This window comes from Nocardioides aequoreus (assembly GCF_000720335.1).
Lineage (GTDB): Bacteria > Actinomycetota > Actinomycetes > Propionibacteriales > Nocardioidaceae > Marmoricola > Marmoricola aequoreus.
Window position 1 is genome coordinate 36,399 of record NZ_JOJN01000005.1, and the last position, 14,223, is coordinate 50,621.

Annotated in this window: 15 protein-coding genes; 8 read left to right on the top strand and 7 right to left on the bottom strand. The window is 74.1% G+C overall.

Features of this window, described 5'->3' with window-relative positions; translation table 11 throughout:
• The first annotated feature begins 7 nt into the window (after positions 1–7).
• Genes IG63_RS0111350 through IG63_RS0111360 form a run of 3 tightly spaced genes read left to right on the top strand, consistent with a single transcriptional unit; the run spans position 8 to position 3,581 of the window.
• A complete protein-coding gene (locus IG63_RS0111350) occupies positions 8–1,414 on the top strand; it encodes an AMP-binding protein (protein ID WP_245604409.1) in 1,407 nt (468 codons plus the stop codon).
• Positions 1,411–3,009, top strand: coding sequence for an amidohydrolase (locus tag IG63_RS0111355; protein WP_030484486.1), 1,599 nt, complete (start codon positions 1,411–1,413; stop codon positions 3,007–3,009). The genes IG63_RS0111350 and IG63_RS0111355 overlap by 4 nt, the downstream gene beginning before the upstream one ends.
• The gene (locus IG63_RS0111360; RefSeq protein WP_030484487.1) at positions 3,006–3,581 is read left to right on the top strand and encodes a GNAT family N-acetyltransferase; all 576 of its coding nucleotides are present in this window, start codon (positions 3,006–3,008) and stop codon (positions 3,579–3,581) included. Before IG63_RS0111355 ends, IG63_RS0111360 begins: the two co-directional genes overlap by 4 nt.
• Here the strand turns inward: IG63_RS0111360 and IG63_RS0111365 are convergent.
• Positions 3,570–4,250, bottom strand: a complete 681-nt coding sequence (locus IG63_RS0111365) for an alpha/beta fold hydrolase (RefSeq protein WP_030484488.1) — start codon at positions 4,248–4,250, stop codon at positions 3,570–3,572. The genes IG63_RS0111360 and IG63_RS0111365 overlap by 12 nt on opposite strands.
• A 216-nt stretch (positions 4,251–4,466) precedes the next feature.
• A complete protein-coding gene (locus IG63_RS0111370) occupies positions 4,467–4,985 on the bottom strand; it encodes a pyridoxamine 5'-phosphate oxidase family protein (protein ID WP_030484489.1) in 519 nt (172 codons plus the stop codon).
• 118 nt (positions 4,986–5,103) lie between these two features.
• Between IG63_RS0111370 and IG63_RS0111375 the strand changes: the two genes are divergently transcribed.
• Positions 5,104–5,415, top strand: a complete 312-nt coding sequence (locus tag IG63_RS0111375) for a hypothetical protein (protein ID WP_051706621.1) — start codon at positions 5,104–5,106, stop codon at positions 5,413–5,415.
• Positions 5,416–5,431: 16 nt separating this feature from the next.
• Here the strand turns inward: IG63_RS0111375 and IG63_RS0111380 are convergent, their stop codons facing one another.
• Positions 5,432–6,673: a glucose-1-phosphate adenylyltransferase family protein gene (locus IG63_RS0111380; RefSeq protein ID WP_030484491.1), complete on the bottom strand. Its 1,242-nt coding sequence runs from the start codon at positions 6,671–6,673 to the stop codon at positions 5,432–5,434.
• 111 nt (positions 6,674–6,784) lie between these two features.
• On the opposite strand from IG63_RS0111380, the gene IG63_RS0111385 reads away from it, so the two are divergent.
• Positions 6,785–7,738, top strand: a complete 954-nt coding sequence (locus IG63_RS0111385) for an iron-containing redox enzyme family protein (protein WP_245604410.1) — start codon at positions 6,785–6,787, stop codon at positions 7,736–7,738.
• Positions 7,735–7,956 carry a CDGSH iron-sulfur domain-containing protein gene (locus IG63_RS0111390; protein ID WP_030484493.1) on the top strand — a complete coding sequence of 74 codons (222 nt, stop codon included), beginning with the start codon at positions 7,735–7,737 and terminating at the stop codon, positions 7,954–7,956. The genes IG63_RS0111385 and IG63_RS0111390 overlap by 4 nt, the downstream gene beginning before the upstream one ends.
• Here the strand turns inward: IG63_RS0111390 and IG63_RS0111395 are convergent.
• Positions 7,947–8,573, bottom strand: a complete 627-nt coding sequence (locus IG63_RS0111395; protein WP_030484494.1) for an RsmD family RNA methyltransferase — start codon at positions 8,571–8,573, stop codon at positions 7,947–7,949. The two genes, IG63_RS0111390 and IG63_RS0111395, sit on opposite strands and share 10 nt — an antisense overlap.
• 115 nt (positions 8,574–8,688) lie before the next feature.
• On the opposite strand from IG63_RS0111395, the gene IG63_RS22170 reads away from it, so the two are divergent.
• A complete protein-coding gene (locus tag IG63_RS22170) occupies positions 8,689–9,501 on the top strand; it encodes a DUF1295 domain-containing protein (RefSeq protein ID WP_030484495.1) in 813 nt (270 codons plus the stop codon).
• 191 nt (positions 9,502–9,692) lie between these two features.
• On the opposite strand, the gene IG63_RS0111405 is transcribed toward IG63_RS22170, so the two are convergent.
• Both IG63_RS0111405 and IG63_RS0111410 read right to left on the bottom strand, forming a co-directional pair.
• The gene (locus IG63_RS0111405) at positions 9,693–11,006 is read right to left on the bottom strand and encodes a hemolysin family protein (RefSeq protein ID WP_425411787.1); all 1,314 of its coding nucleotides are present in this window, start codon (positions 11,004–11,006) and stop codon (positions 9,693–9,695) included.
• Between the two features lie 34 nt (positions 11,007–11,040).
• Positions 11,041–11,592, bottom strand: coding sequence for a hypothetical protein (locus IG63_RS0111410; RefSeq protein ID WP_030484497.1), 552 nt, complete (start codon positions 11,590–11,592; stop codon positions 11,041–11,043).
• A 206-nt stretch (positions 11,593–11,798) separates the two neighbouring features.
• Here IG63_RS0111410 and IG63_RS0111415 point away from each other — a divergent pair, with 206 nt between their 5' ends.
• On the top strand, positions 11,799–12,848 hold the full coding sequence (locus IG63_RS0111415; protein ID WP_030484498.1) for a fatty acid desaturase family protein: 1,050 nt from the start codon (positions 11,799–11,801) through the stop codon (positions 12,846–12,848).
• A 5-nt stretch (positions 12,849–12,853) separates the two neighbouring features.
• On the opposite strand, the gene IG63_RS0111420 is transcribed toward IG63_RS0111415, so the two are convergent.
• On the bottom strand, positions 12,854–14,206 hold the full coding sequence (locus IG63_RS0111420) for an NAD-dependent succinate-semialdehyde dehydrogenase (RefSeq protein WP_030484499.1): 1,353 nt from the start codon (positions 14,204–14,206) through the stop codon (positions 12,854–12,856).
• Positions 14,207–14,223: the final 17 nt, after the last annotated feature.

The following is a 14,223-nucleotide window of genomic DNA, read 5'->3' on the forward strand; positions in this document are numbered from 1 at the left end:
CGACCCGATGAGCGACCTCGTCACCCGGCTGCGGCACGCCGCCGCGAGCTGGCCCGACCGCCCGGCGTGGACCTTCGACCTCGACGACGGCTCGGGGCGCACGCTGACCTTCGCCGAGGTCGACGACGAGTCGACCGGCCTGGCCGGGGCCCTGCAAGTACTGGGCGTGCGCGAGGGCGACCGGGTGGCGGTGATGCTCGGCAACCGTCCGGAGCTGCCGCTGCTCTGGCTCGCGCTCGCCAAGCTGGGCGCCGCCCTGGTGCCGGTCAACCCGCGTTACCGCAGCGTCGACACCGCCCACCTCGTCACGTCGAGCCGTGCCGTCGCCGTCGTCGGCGACGCCGCCCACCTGCCGCTCCTCGCGGAGGTCGCGCACGTGCCGGCGTACGACGTCGACGCGCTCGCGCCCACGCAGCCGCGGGACCTGCCGGGGCCGGACCCCGACCGCGTGGTCAACGTGCAGTTCACCTCGGGCACCACGGGGGCGCCCAAGGGCTGCCTGCTCCCCCACCGCTACTGGACGACACTCGCCGACAGCCTCGTAGACGGCTTCCCGCACCTGTCGTCCGACGACGTCATGCTCACGGCGCAGGCCTTCACCTACGTCGACCCGCAGTGGAACGTCGCGGCGGCGCTCACCGCCGGTGCCCACCTCGTCGTCCTCGACGGCTTCCACCCCTCGACCTTCTGGTCGAAGGTCCGCGACCACGGGGTCACCTACTTCTACTGCCTGGCCGCCATGCCCACCCTGCTGCTGCGGCAGCCGCCCGACGCGGCCGACCGCGACCACCGCGTCAGCCGGGTGCAGTGCTCGGCGATCCCGCCCGCGCTGCACGCCGAGCTCGAGGAGCGCTGGGGAGCGCCCTGGTACGAGTGCTTCGGCATGACCGAGACCGGAGCCGACATCCGCGTCGGCGACGACGACCACGACGAGCTCGTGGGCAGCGGCTGCCTCGGGTCGCCGGCGCCCCACCGCGAGGTGCGCCTCATCGACGGCGAGCTGCAGCTGCGCGGCCCCGGCATGATGCAGGGGTACGACGGCCTGCCGAGCCCCTTCGCCGACGGGTGGTTCGCGACCGGTGACCTGGCCCGCCTCGACGAGCAGGGCCGCGTCTACCTCGTCGGCCGCAAGAAGGACATGATCCGCCGCAGCGGGGAGAACGTCGCGGCCCAGGAGGTGGAGGCCGTGCTCGCCAGCCACCCCGCGGTGCGCCTGGCCGCGGTGCTCGGCGTGCCCGACGAGCTGCGCGGCGAGGAGGTCAAGGCCTTCGTCGTCGGCGACGTGACCGAGGACGAGCTGGTCACCTGGTGCCGCGAGCGGCTGGCCCCCTTCAAGGTGCCGCGCTACTGGGACTTCCGCGACGACCTGCCGCGCACCGCCTCCGAGCGCGTGGCCAAGGAGCTGCTCCGATGACGCTGCGCGCCGACCTGCTGCTGACCAACGCCCGCTTCGTCACCCTGGGTGCCCCCGCCAGCGCGCTGGCCGTGCTCGGCGGCCGCATCGTGGCGACCGAGGAGGTGCCCGCCCGCGAGGTCGTCGACCTCGGCGGCGCCACCGTGGTGCCCGGCTTCCACGACGCGCACAACCACATGGCCTGGCACGGCCTCGGGCTCGCCGAGGTCGACTGCCGGGTCGACAGCCTCGACGCGCTGTACGCCGCCCTGGCCGCGGGCGCCGACGACCTCGACGACGACGCGTGGCTGGTCGGCTCCGGCTACGACGACAACAGGACCGGCGGCCACCCGACGCGGGAGGGCCTCGACCGGGTCTCCGGCGGCCGCAAGGTCTGGGTCAAGCACACCTCGGGCCACATGTGCGTGGTCAGCTCGGCGGTGCTCGCCGAGCTGGGCATCGCCGAGCGACCCGTCGAGGTCGACGGCGGGCTGGTGGTGACCGGTGCCGACGGCCGACCGACCGGGCTGCTGCAGGAGACCGCCCAGAGCCTCGTCGCCCCCCTGGTGCTCCCGTACCCGCTCGAGACCCTGGTCGACGCCATCGAGCGGGCGGGTCGCCAGTACCTGACCGAGGGACTCACCAGCGTCGTCGAGGCCGGCGTCGGCGGCGGCTGGATCGGCAAGAGCCCGGTCGAGGTGGAGGCGTACCTGCGTGCCCGCGAGCAAGGCCGGCTGCCGCTGCGGGTCGAGCTGATGGTGACCTCCGACGTGCTGCACGACGTCGTCGGGCTCGACCAGTCGCCGGCGCTGGGGCTCGACCTCGGCCTCCGCACCGGCTTCGGCGACGACTGGCTGCGCCTGGGCCCGGTCAAGGTCTTCTCCGACGGCTCGCTGATCGGTCACACCGCGGCGATGTCGCGTCCCTTCTGCGACCTCCCCGACGAGGTCGGCTACCTCCAGGCCGACGCGGAGGCGCTCACGGCGCGCATCGTCGGCGCCCACGTCGCCGGCTGGCGCGTGGCCACCCACGCGATCGGCGACGCCGCGATCGACGTGGTGCTCGACGCCTACGAGCAGGCCCAGCGCGTGCGTCCACGGCACGACCCGCGTCACCGGATCGAGCACTTCGGCGTCTCCCGTCCCGACCAGGTGGCGCGGGCGGCGGCGCTCGGCGTCGTCCCCGTGCCGCAGGGGCGCTTCGTCAACGAGATCGGCGACGGCATGCTGCGCGCCCTCGGGCCGGAGCGGGTGCCGTGGGCCTACCGACAGCGCTCGCTGCTCGACGCCGGCATCGTGGTGCCCGGCAGCTCCGACCGTCCGGTGGTGCAGGGCGCGCCGCTGCTCGGCATCCACGACCTGGTCAACCAGCAGACCGCGTCGGGGCAGCCCTTCAGCCCCGGGGAGGCGCTCACCGGCCTCGAGGCGCTCACCGCCCACACGCTCGGGTCGGCGTACGCCTCGCACCAGGAGCACGACAAGGGCAGCCTCGAGGTGGGCAAGCTCGCCGACCTCGCCGTGCTCTCCGACGACCCGACGACGGTCGCCCCCGAGCGGATCCGCGAGATCGAGGTGCTGCGCACGGTGGTCGGTGGGGAGACCAGGTGGCAGCGGTGAGGTGGGTGCGCGACCCCGGCCCGGCGCTGCGTGCGCACGCGGAGGAGATCTACGGCGACGCCTTCCCGCCCGAGCTGCGGGCGCCCTTCGACGACCTCTTCGACGACGAGGTCCTGGTGTACGCCGAGGACCCTGACCGTGCCGCCGGTCTCGTGGTGCTGCGACGCATCGGCGAGCAGCGCTGGGCCTTCGTGCGCTACTTCCTCGCGGGCCGCCGCGGGGCGGGCGTGGGCAGCCGGATGTTCGCCGACCTGCGCCGCGAGCTCGGTGACGCGCGCGTGGTCCTCGACGTCGAGGACCCGGGCGAGCCGGGCATCGACGGCGCCGAGCACGCCGTGCGCCTGCGCCGCATCGCCTTCTACGAGCGGCTCGGCATGACGGTGCTTCCCGTGCGCGGCTACGAGCCGCCCCACGACGACGGCCACGCCCCCGCCCTGCTCCTGCTCAGCAGCGACGTCGACCCCGGCCTCGACGTCCGCCACCTGGTCGAGACCGTCTTCCGCGACCGCTACCACCTGGCGGACGATCACCCCGTCGTACGCCGGGTGCTGGAGGCGAGCTCACTGCTCTGACGTCGCTGCGAGCAGCCCCGCCAGCTCCTCGGGACGGCTCAGGTGCGGGCAGTGCCCCGAGGCGATCTCCAGCGGCGCGGTCACGCCCAACCGGGCGGCGGCGACCCGGCGCTGCAGCGGCGGCGGCAGGAAGCGGTCGGCCGTGGTCACGACGTACGCGCTCGGCACCGCCAGGACCTCCACCTCCGGCCACGGCCGGAGGGCCAGGGCGTCGCCGACGGGACGCTCGTGGCGCACCGCCTCCTCGGCCACGTCGCCGGGCACGTCGTGGTGGAAGGTGACCGCCGGGTCCGCGCTGCCCGTGACACCGTCGAGGCGCCCCTGCTCGGCCACCGCCGCGGACCAGCCGAGGGCGTCGAACCACCCGTAGCCGTCTTCCCCCGCTCGCGGCACCATGCCGGCGACGTACACCGCCCGCACCGCCGACAAGCGCTCCGCGACGAGCGGCACCAGGAAGCCACCCGCGGAGTGCCCGACCACCACCGCGTCCCGCGGCCCTCCCAGGGCGTCCACCACGGTGTCGGCGCACTGCTCCCAGGTCAGATCGTCGCGGACGGTGGGCAGGTCTGGCGCCACTGCTGCGTGGCCCAGCCCGCGAAGCGCCCGGACCACCGCTCGCCAGTGCCAGCCGCCGTCACCGGAGCCGTGCAGCAGCACGAAGGTCGTCATGCGCGGGCAGACCCGGCGTGGACGCCGGACTCACCGGTCGCCGGCGGTCGAGCCTGTCGAGACCTCGTCGCGCACGTCACCGGGTCTCAAGACAGGCGCTGCGCGCCTTCCTCGACCACCGGGACGTCGCACGCGCATTCCTCGACCACCGGGGTGGTCGAGGAGGTTGCGCAGCAACCGTCTCGAGACCCCCCGTGGTCGCGGGAGGCGTCGTCGCTAGTCGAGCCGCACGGTCTCGTTGGTCGAGGGGAACTTGTCGGGCTCGCCGCTGACGGCGGCGCGCAGGCCACCGACGAGCTGCTTGACCTTCGACTTCGGCGCGTCCCAGTACTCCGCGGTGTCGACCTCGACGCGCAGCAGCGCGAGGCCAGGCGTCTCGAGCCCGTCGGCGAACCACACCTCGAGGGCGGGCGACCACAGCGTCTCGGCCTTCGCCCGGTCGTGCACCACCGTCGCGCGCCCCGACAGCGACACCCACGAGCTGTTCTTCTCGTCGGAGAAGGAGACGTTGACCTCGGGGTGGGCGACGACCTGGCGTGCCTTGTCGGAGTCGTCGTAGCAGAAGAACCACAGGTCGCCGTCGAACTCGACCTCCTGCAGCGCCATCGGCCGACTGACGTGGCGTCCGTCGTTGGTCATCGTGGTCAGCATGCTCATCCGCGCCCGGTCGACCAGGCCGGCGACCTTGGCCACGGCGTCGTCACGGGTGGGTGTGTCGGTGTCGTGCTCGCTCATGTGTCTCCCTCCGAGATGGGCCACGCAGCTCGCGACCCCCTCCAGGGGTGCCCGAAGCAACCACGCTCACGCGGGTACGCCCCGACGAGAGCCGTACGTCGACTGGGAGGATCGCCCGATGGGACAGAAGCAGGCACGCAAGAAGCACGAGCGACGGGTCAAGGAGCTGGTCGCCGCCGCCGAGGCGGCAGCCACCCGCGCCGAGAAGGCCGCGCGCAAGGCCCGGCGCGAGCGCAAGCGCGCTGCCGAGGCGCCACGGCCCGCAGGGACGACGCCGGTGCCGACCGAGGCCCCCGAGTCCACTGCCGCGCCGACCGCCGAGCTGGAGTCGGCGACGAAGGCCGAGCTCATGGAGCGGGCACGCGCCGCCGACGTCACCGGTCGCGGCTCGATGACCAAGGCCGAGCTGGTCGCGGCGCTCGGCGGCTGACCGCTCCCCCGGCGAGTCACACGCTGCCGCCCGGCGGCACCCGGCCGCCGGGGCCGACGTCGCGTCGCACGTGCGACTCCCGACCGATGATGGCGATCGCGTCGGGGTCCTCCAGCGAGGTCTCGGCACCGCCCACCGTGGCCTCGGGCCCGATCTCCGCGTCGCTGTCGACGACGGCGCGCACCACGCGTGCCCCGGAGCGCACGGTGACCCCCGCGCCCAGCACGCTCTCGACGACCTCGGCTCCGGACTCGACCACCGAGTCAGGGCCGACGACGCTGCGGGTGACCGTGCCACAGACGCGGGCGCCGGGGCTCAGCATCGCGTCGGCGAGCGTGGCGCCCGCGCCGACGTACGCCGGCAGCCGCTCCGGCTGCTGCGTGCGGATCGGCCACGCGGGGTCGAAGAGCCCGACGTCGCCGGTGAGCAGCTCGAGGTGCGCGTTGAGGTAGTGGTGGGGCTGCCCGAGGTCGCGCCAGTAGCCGTCGAGCCGGTGGGCGTAGGTCTTGCCCCGTGCCACCAGGCGCGGGACCAGCAGGTCGCCGAAGTCGCCGAGGCCCGAGTCGCCCGCCTCGCGGTCGGCGTCGGCGCCCGACAGCTCGCGGTGGAGCTCCTCGAGCACCTCCACCAGCACGTCGACCCGGTAGGCGAAGACCTCGGCCGCGACCACGGTGCCGCGCGGCTTCTCGGGCTTGTAGCTGACGTCGGTGACCCGGCCGAGCCGGTTGTGCTCCACCACGGCGTGGTCGGACGGGTCCTCACCCGTGACGCCGGCCAGGTCGGTCACCACCATGGTCAGCTCGGCGCCCTTCTCGGCGTGCGTCGCCAGGACCTCGCGGTGGTCGAGCCGGTAGACGTGGTCGGCGCTCATCACGAGCACCGTGGTGGCACCGCTGCGGCGCAGGTCGTCACGCAGCCGGTAGAGCTCGTCGGCGTTGCCGTGGGCGAAGCCCTCGTCGTCGAGGGAGCCGCTGCCCTGCCGCGGCACCAGCAGGCGGAGACCGCCCCGGGTGCGGTCGAGGTCCCACGGCCGGCCGTTGCGCACCTGCTCCTGCAGCGACTCGGCCTGGTACTGGACCGAGAGCCACACGTCGTCGACCCCCGAGTTGACCAGGTTGGACAGCGCGAAGTCGATCAGCTGGTAGGACCCCGCGAAGGGCAGGGCGGGCTTGGCGCGCTCGGCGGAGAGGACGTCCATGCGGGCACCGGCGCCACCGGCCTGCACGATCGCGACGACACGAGGGTCTGGGGCGGTCACGGCGTCACTGTGACACGCAGGCATGGATCGCCGTCGGCGGGGCATCCAGCGGGCAGGGAGATGCCCTGGTCGTGAAGCCGCCGCGACGCCCCCAGCCGGAGGAGCTGCGACGTGACCCACCTGCCCCGCCCGCGCGGAGAGCTCACCGCGCGCCTGGTCGAGACCCTGCGCGGGCCTCTCGACGGACCGCCCCTGACCCTCGGCGGGCCCGCGCCCGACGCCTCGCTCGCGCTGTGGATGCTCCACGAGCTGCACTACCGCGGCTTCGACGAGGTCGACGACCGCTGGGAGTGGTCCCCCCGCCTGATGCCGCTGCGCCGCGACCTCGAGGACGACCTCGAGCGACGCCTCCGTGAGCGGTACGCCGGCGTCGCGACGTACGACGACCTGGAGGTCGACGAGGCGGTGGTCGCGGTCATCGACGACCACGAGGGTCCGTCGCTGGCGCGTCACGTGCAGCGCCACGCCACGCGGCAGGAGGTCGAGGAGCTGCTCCGGCAGCGGTCGATCTACCACCTCAAGGAGGCCGACCCCACCAGCTGGACGATCCCGCGGCTGAGCGCCGGTCCCAAGGCGGCCCTGCTGCTCGTGCAGCTCGACGAGTACGGCGCCGGCGACCCGGCCCGGCTCCACCACGCCCTCTTCGCGCAGGGGCTCGCCGACTCCGGCCTCGACGCCGCCTACGGCGCCTACGTCGACGAGGCCACCGACGCCGTGCTGGAGCAGAACAACGCGGTCAGCCTCTTCGGCCTGCAACGACGGATGCGCGGCGCCGCCCTGGGCCACTTCGCGGCCTTCGAGGCGACCAGCTCGATCCCGTCGCGGCAGCTGGCGCAGGGCATGCGCCGGGTGGGGCTGCCCGAGTCGATGGCCGGCTACTACGACGAGCACGTCGAGGCCGACGCCGCCCACGAGCAGGTGGCGCTGCGCGACATCTGCGGCCGCCTGGTCCGCGAGGAGCCTGCGCTGCGCGACGACGTGCTGCTCGGCGCCTGGACCTGCCTCGACCTGGAGGCGCGCACGGCGCGCGACCTGCTCGGGCGCTGGGAGGCGGTGGCGGCGTGAGCGGCTCGCGTCCCCCCGTGCTGCGCGTCTGCGCCGACGGTCCCGTGCTCGTCACCGGCGAGGTGGAGGTCGAGGACGCCGACGGCGTGCGGCACCGGAGCACCCGCCCGGTCTCGGCCGTGTGCCGCTGCGGCGCCAGCAGCCGCGCGCCGTGGTGCGACGGCACCCACAAGCTGCTGCGCGCCCGCGACGCCGACCGCGGCTCACCTCAGGGGTGACGCAGCAGGAGCACGACGCCGCCGGCTCCCTCGCGCAGGCCGTCGGCGTACCACCCGTCCGCGGCGGCCCAGCCGACGATCTCGTCGGCCTGCGCCTCCGTGCCGAGCTGCAGCAGCAGCGGGCCACCACGGGGCAGGTGACCGAGTGAGGCCGTGACGCAGGCGCGGGCGAGGTCGAGGCCGTCGTCGCCGCCGTCGATGGCCAGCGGCGGGTCCTCCGCGAAGTCGCCGATCCGGTCGCTGCGCACCCACGGCGGGTCGGCCACCACCACGGCGAAGACCTCGCACCCGGTCAGCGCCCGCTGCAGCTCGCCGCGGCGCACCTCGACCCGGTCGCCGAGCCCGGCGCTGCGGGCGTTGCGCTCGGTCAGCTCGACGGCGGCGGGGTCGACGTCGACGCACACCAGCGCGCGACCGCTGAGGGCCGCGGCTCCCAGCCCGATGTGCCCGGCGCCCGAGCACAGCTCGAGCAGCGGACCCCGCGGCGCGGTCTCGGCGAGCTCGGCCGCCCACCGCGACTGCAGCTCGGTCCACGGCCGCGGCTCCAGAACGCGCGCGTCGTACTCGATGCGGAGCCCGGCGAACTCCAGGTACCTGCCGACGTCCGTGCTCTCCACCGAGGCTCCTCGCTGTGCTGGTCGTGGGTGTCGTCGCCCGTGTAGCCCGCCGGCCCCCACGCGATGCGCGCCTCCCCGGACGGATCGACCACGCCACGATGGGCACCCCCAGGCCATGGACCTCGACGTGAGCAACCTGCGCCGTGTCGCGGTGGCCTCGGCCGCCGTGGTGGGCGTGATCCAGGCCGGCACCGCCACCCTCGCGCTCCGCGCCGGGCGCCGTGACTACGCCGACGGTGCGTGGGGCCCGGGCCTGGCCGCCGTGGCCGTCACCAGCGCGGCGCTGGGCACCGGTCACGCCGGGCGCCGCTGGGCGCTCGCCGGCGCCACGACGGCGTGGGCGAGCCGCCTCACCACGCTCATGGTGGGCCGGCTGCGCGGCAGCGAGGAGGAGGACGAGCGCTACACCGACTTCCTCGAGGGCGACTCGGCGCCCACGGTGGTCGCCAAGGTCTTCCTGACCCAGGCCGTGGCCCAGCTGCTGGTCTCGGCCCCGATCCAGGTCGCCGCCGCGGCACGACTCCCCCGCTCCCGGCGCCGGTGGCTGCTGCCCGCCGGGCTCGCCGTGATGGTCACGGGCGCCGTCGTCGAGGCCGTCGCCGACCGGCAGAAGGCCGACTTCATGGCGCGCAAGCAGGCCGCGAAGGAGCGCGGCGACGACGCCCCCGACGTGCTCGACACCGGCCTGTGGCGCTGGTCGCGGCATCCCAACTACTTCGGCGACTCCGTGGTCTGGGACGGCGCCTGGCTGGCCTCGGCGGCGTCGGCCCCGGCGCTGTGGACGCTCCCCGCCCCGGTCGCGATGTCCTACTTCCTGGTCTACGCGACGGGCGCCAAGCGCACCGAGGACCGGATGGGCGAGCGGCCGGCGTACCAGGACTACCAGCAGCGGGTCGCCTTCTTCCTCCCGCGTCCGCCTCGTCGCTGAGCCGTTCCAGGTCCCGGACCGGACACTGCGGCTGCAAAGGTTTGCGGTCGCAGGACAGCGGGGATGGTGCTGCGCGGGGAAGGTACGGCCCGCGTCGCCTGCCCCTCCACGCTTGCGGCGGCGCGGGCCGGTCGGTCAGCCGGTCGGTCAGCCGGTCGGTCAGCCGGTCGGTCAGTCGGTCGATCAGTCGATCAGTCGGCCGGGTCGGAGGCGGGCTCCTCGCGGGGAGCCGTGGGCCGCAGGGCGACCTGGGCCACGCGGCGCCCGTCCATCGATGTGACGACGAGCTCGTCGCCGTCGAGCGGCACCACGTCGCCGCGGGCGGGGAGCCGGCCGAGGCGGTCGGTCACGAAGCCCGCCACGGTCTCGTAGCGACCGTCCTCCAGCTCGACGCCGGTGTGCTCGCGGAACTCCTCCAGCGTGATCCCGGCGTCGACGAGCCGGGCGTCGCCCGCCTGGATCACGACCTCGGCGGCGGGCGCGTCGTACTCGTCCTGGATGTCGCCGACCAGCTCCTCGACGAGGTCCTCGAGCGTGACGATGCCCTCGAAGCCGCCGTACTCGTCGACGACGACGGCCAGGTGGGCGCCGACGGCGCGTAGGTGCGACATCGTGGGCAGCACCCGGTTGGTCGAGGGCACCCCGGGCAGGTCGCGCACCAGGCCGTCGATGAGGGCGTCCTCGGACGCGCCCAGCAGGTCGCGCACGTGCAGGTAGCCACGGGTGTCGTCGAGGCCGTCACCGACGACGGGGTAGCGCGAGTAGGGGTGCTCCTTCACCGTCGCCGTGACCTCACCGACGCTCTGCCCGGCCTGCAGCACCGTGACCATCGGCCGAGGCGTCATGACCTCGCGGATGATCCGGTCGCCCGCCTCGAAGACGTCGTCGAGGAGCTCTCGCTCCTGCTCGGGAAGCCCCTGCAGCCCGGCGATCTGGGTGCGCAGCTCCTCCTCGGTGACCTCCTCGGCCACCGCGTGGGGGTCCTGGCCGAGGAGGCGGAGGACCAGGTTGGTCGACTTCGAGAGCAGCCAGATCACCGGGCGCATCAGCGTCGCGAAGCGGTCGACCAGCGGCGCCACCAGCAGCGAGACCCCTTCGGAGCGCTGCAGGGCCAGCCGCTTGGGCACCAGCTCGCCGAGGACCAGCGAGAAGAAGGCGACCACCAGGGTGAGAGCCACCAGCGCCACCGTGGGCGCGATGCCGCTGGGCACGCCGATGGTCTCGAGGCCGGGGACGAAGTCGGGGGCCAGCGAGGAGGCGCCGAAGGCCGCGGAGAAGAAGCCCGCCACGGTGACGCCGATCTGCACCGCGGAGAGGAAGCGGTTGGGGTCGCGTGCGACCCGTGCTGTGCGCTCGGCCCGGCCGCCGCGCTCCGCCAGGTTGTCGACCTGGCTGGGGCGCAGCGAGATCAGCGCGATCTCGGTGCCGGCGAAGACTCCGCCGACGAGCACGAAGCCGAGCACCAGCGCGGCGTTGCCGAGGGTCATCAGGTCCACGGTGGCCATTGTCCGGCAGCCGTGGACGCGCCGGGGACCGGGACTAGCGCGGGGTCCCGTCGGTGCGCCCGTCGGTGCGCCCGTCCGGGCCGTCCGCGGGGCCGCGCACGAAGTCGGGGTCGTGGGGGTCGGTCGGTGCCACGTCGGGCTGCGTCTGACCGGCGTGCGTCTGGTCGGCGTGGCCCGACTGCTCGGTGCCGACCTCGGCGTGGCCCGACCGCGCGGTCACCGGGTCGGTGGGCGTGTAGTCGTCGGCGCGGTGGTCGACGGCGGGGTCGAGGCGGTCGGCCTCGCGGACGGCGTCCTCCTGCTGCGCGCGGGTCTGCTCGTACGCCGTGCGCTGCTCGCGCGCGTGGGCCTCCAGGCGCTCCGCCTCGGCGCGGGCCTCGGCCGCGGCCGCCTCGCTCTCCTGCGCCCGGACGGCCTGCTCGGGTGCCTGGGCGGCCACCTGGGCCGCCTCGGTGCGCAGCTGACCCGCCTGAGCCGCCTGCTCGCGGCGACGCTGGGCGCGCTGCTGCAGCACCAGTCCGACCGCGACGGCGGCGACCACCACCAGCAGCACGACGATGAGGGTCACGATCAGGGCCGTCGACATGGCAGTCCTCCTGGGGCACGGGGATGGGGGGTACGAGATGGGGCACGGGTCCGCGGCGCGGACGCTGCCCCGGCCAGTGCCCGCGCCCGGGCCGGGCAAACCCGGCGTCGTACGCCGGTGACAAGCCCGCGGGACTGTGCTGTCCTGAGCGGGCTGCCCCGGACGTGGCGGCGCCGGCCTCCCAGGGCCACGACCCGGAGCGTGCCATGACCGTCGCCCGACGCGACCAGAGCCTCTACACCGACCTGGCGCGCGCGGTGCGCGACAGCGGGCTGATGCGACGACGCCACGGCTGGTACTCGGCACAGATCGCCACCATGGTCGCGCTCTTCGTGCTGGTCTGGGTGGCCGTGGTCCTCGTGGGCGACAGCTGGTGGCAGCTGCTGCTGGCGGTCGCCCTCGGTGCGGTGGTCACGCAGTTCGGCTTCCTGGGCCACGACGCCGCCCACCAGCAGGTCTTCGCCTCCTCGGCCTGGAACGAGTGGACGGCGCGCGTCCTCGCGGGCGCCTTCGCCGGCCTGGCCTACGGGTGGTGGCGCGGCAAGCACCACAAGCACCACGCCGCCCCCAACCAGGAGGGCCGCGACCCCGACATCGCCCCCGGCGCGATCGCCTTCACCGCCGCCATCGCCGAGGCGCGGGCCGGCGGCCCGCGCGGCTGGTTCGTCCGGCACCAGGGGTGGCTCTTCTTCCCGCTCCTGACGCTCGAGGGTCTCCACCTCCACGCCAGCAGCGTGCGGCTGCTCCTGGGCCGGGCGCCGGTGCGCCACCGCTGGGCGGAGCTGGTGCTGGTCGTGCCCCGGCTGGCCGGCTACGTCGTGGTGCTGCTCCTGCTGCTGCCTCCCGGCAAGGCCGCGGCGTTCTTCGTGGTGCAGATGGCGGTCTTCGGGTTCTGGCTGGGGTGCTCCTTCGCCCCCAACCACAAGGGCATGCCGATCGTGCCCGCGGCCACCCAGCTCGACTTCCTGCGGCGGCAGGTGCTGATGTCACGCAACGTCGGGGGCGGCCTCGTCCTGGAGACGGCGATGGGCGGGCTCAACCTCCAGATCGAGCACCACCTCTTCCCGAGCATGCCGCGGCCCAACCTGCGGCGGGTGCGCCCCATGGTCCAGGCGTACTGCCGGGAGCACGACGTCGCCTACACCGAGACGAGCCTGCTGGCGTCGTACGCCCTCGTCGTCGACTACCTCAACCACGTCGGGCTGCGCGCCCGCGGGCCCTTCGAGTGCCCCCTGGCGGAGCGGCTGCGGGCCTGAGCCGGTCAGCCCGCGACGTAGTACATCCGCTTGTTGACGAACTCGTCCATGCCGAGCGGCCCGAGCTCGCGGCCGAAGCCGGAGCGCTTGACGCCGCCGAAGGGGATCTCGGCGCCCTCCCCCGCCGTCGTGTTGACGTTGGCCATCCCGACCTCGAGCCGCTGCGCGACCTTCTCCGCCCGGGCCACGTCGGTGCTGAAGACCGCCCCGCCCAGGCCGTAGGTCGTGTCGTTGGCCAGCGCGAGCGCCTCCTCGTCGGAGGACACCTTGTAGACCACGGCCACCGGGCCGAAGAGCTCCTCGGAGTAGGCCCGCATCTCCGGCGTGACGCCCGAGAGCACCGCCGGGGAGTAGTACGCCGCCGGCGCCTCGCCGAGCACGCCGCCGGCGTGCAGGGTGGCGCCCTTGGCGACGGCGTCCTCGACCTGCTCGGCCAGCAGCTCCGCGGCCCGGCGCGAGGAGAGCGGGGAGTAGGACTCCACCGCCTTCGCCTTCTCGGTGAGCTTGGCGACGAAGTCGTCGAAGAGCTCCTCCCGCACGATCATGCGCTTGTTGGAGTTGCACGCCTGGCCAGTGTTGTAGGTCCGGAAGTCCCAGGCGTCGCCGACCAGGCCGTCGAGGTCATCGGTGTCGAGGACGACCATGGGGTCGGAGCCGCCGAGCTCCAGCACGCACTTCTTCAGGTGCTTCCCCGCCAGCGAGGCGACCACCGAGCCGGCCCGCTCGGAGCCGGTCAGCGACACCCCCTGGATCCGGGGGTCGGCGATGACCGTCTCGATCTGCTCGTGGGTGGCGAAGAGGTTCTGGTAGACGCCCTCGGGCAGGCCGGCGTCGTCCATGATCTGCTGCACCGCGAGCGCCGAGCGCGGCACCGACTCGGCGTGCTTGAGGATGATCGTGTTGCCGAGCACCAGGTTGGGAGCCGCGAAGCGGGCGATCTGGTAGTAGGGGAAATTCCACGGCATGATCCCCAGCAGCGGCCCGATCGGCAGTCGCTGCACCATCGCCCGGCCGCCGGAGAGCGCCTTGATGGGCTGGTCGGCCGCCAGCGTGGGCCCCTCGTCGGCGAAGTAGTCGAAGATCGCCTGGCAGAACTCCGCCTCCTCGACACCCTCGGAGCCGGGCTTGCCCATCTCCTGGGTGGCGATGGCGGCCAGGTCGTCGGCGCGCTCGGCGAAGAGCGCCGCCACCTTCTTGACCACGGCGGCCCGCTCCGCCATCGGCACCTCGCGCCAGGAGGCGTACGCCGCGGCGCTCGCCGTCAGCGCGGCCTCGACGTCGGCGTCGGTCGCGTGGTCGAAGGTCTGCACGACCTCGCCGGTCGACGGGTCGGTCACCTGGTAGGCGGGGCTGCTCATGGTCTCTCCTCGGAGGT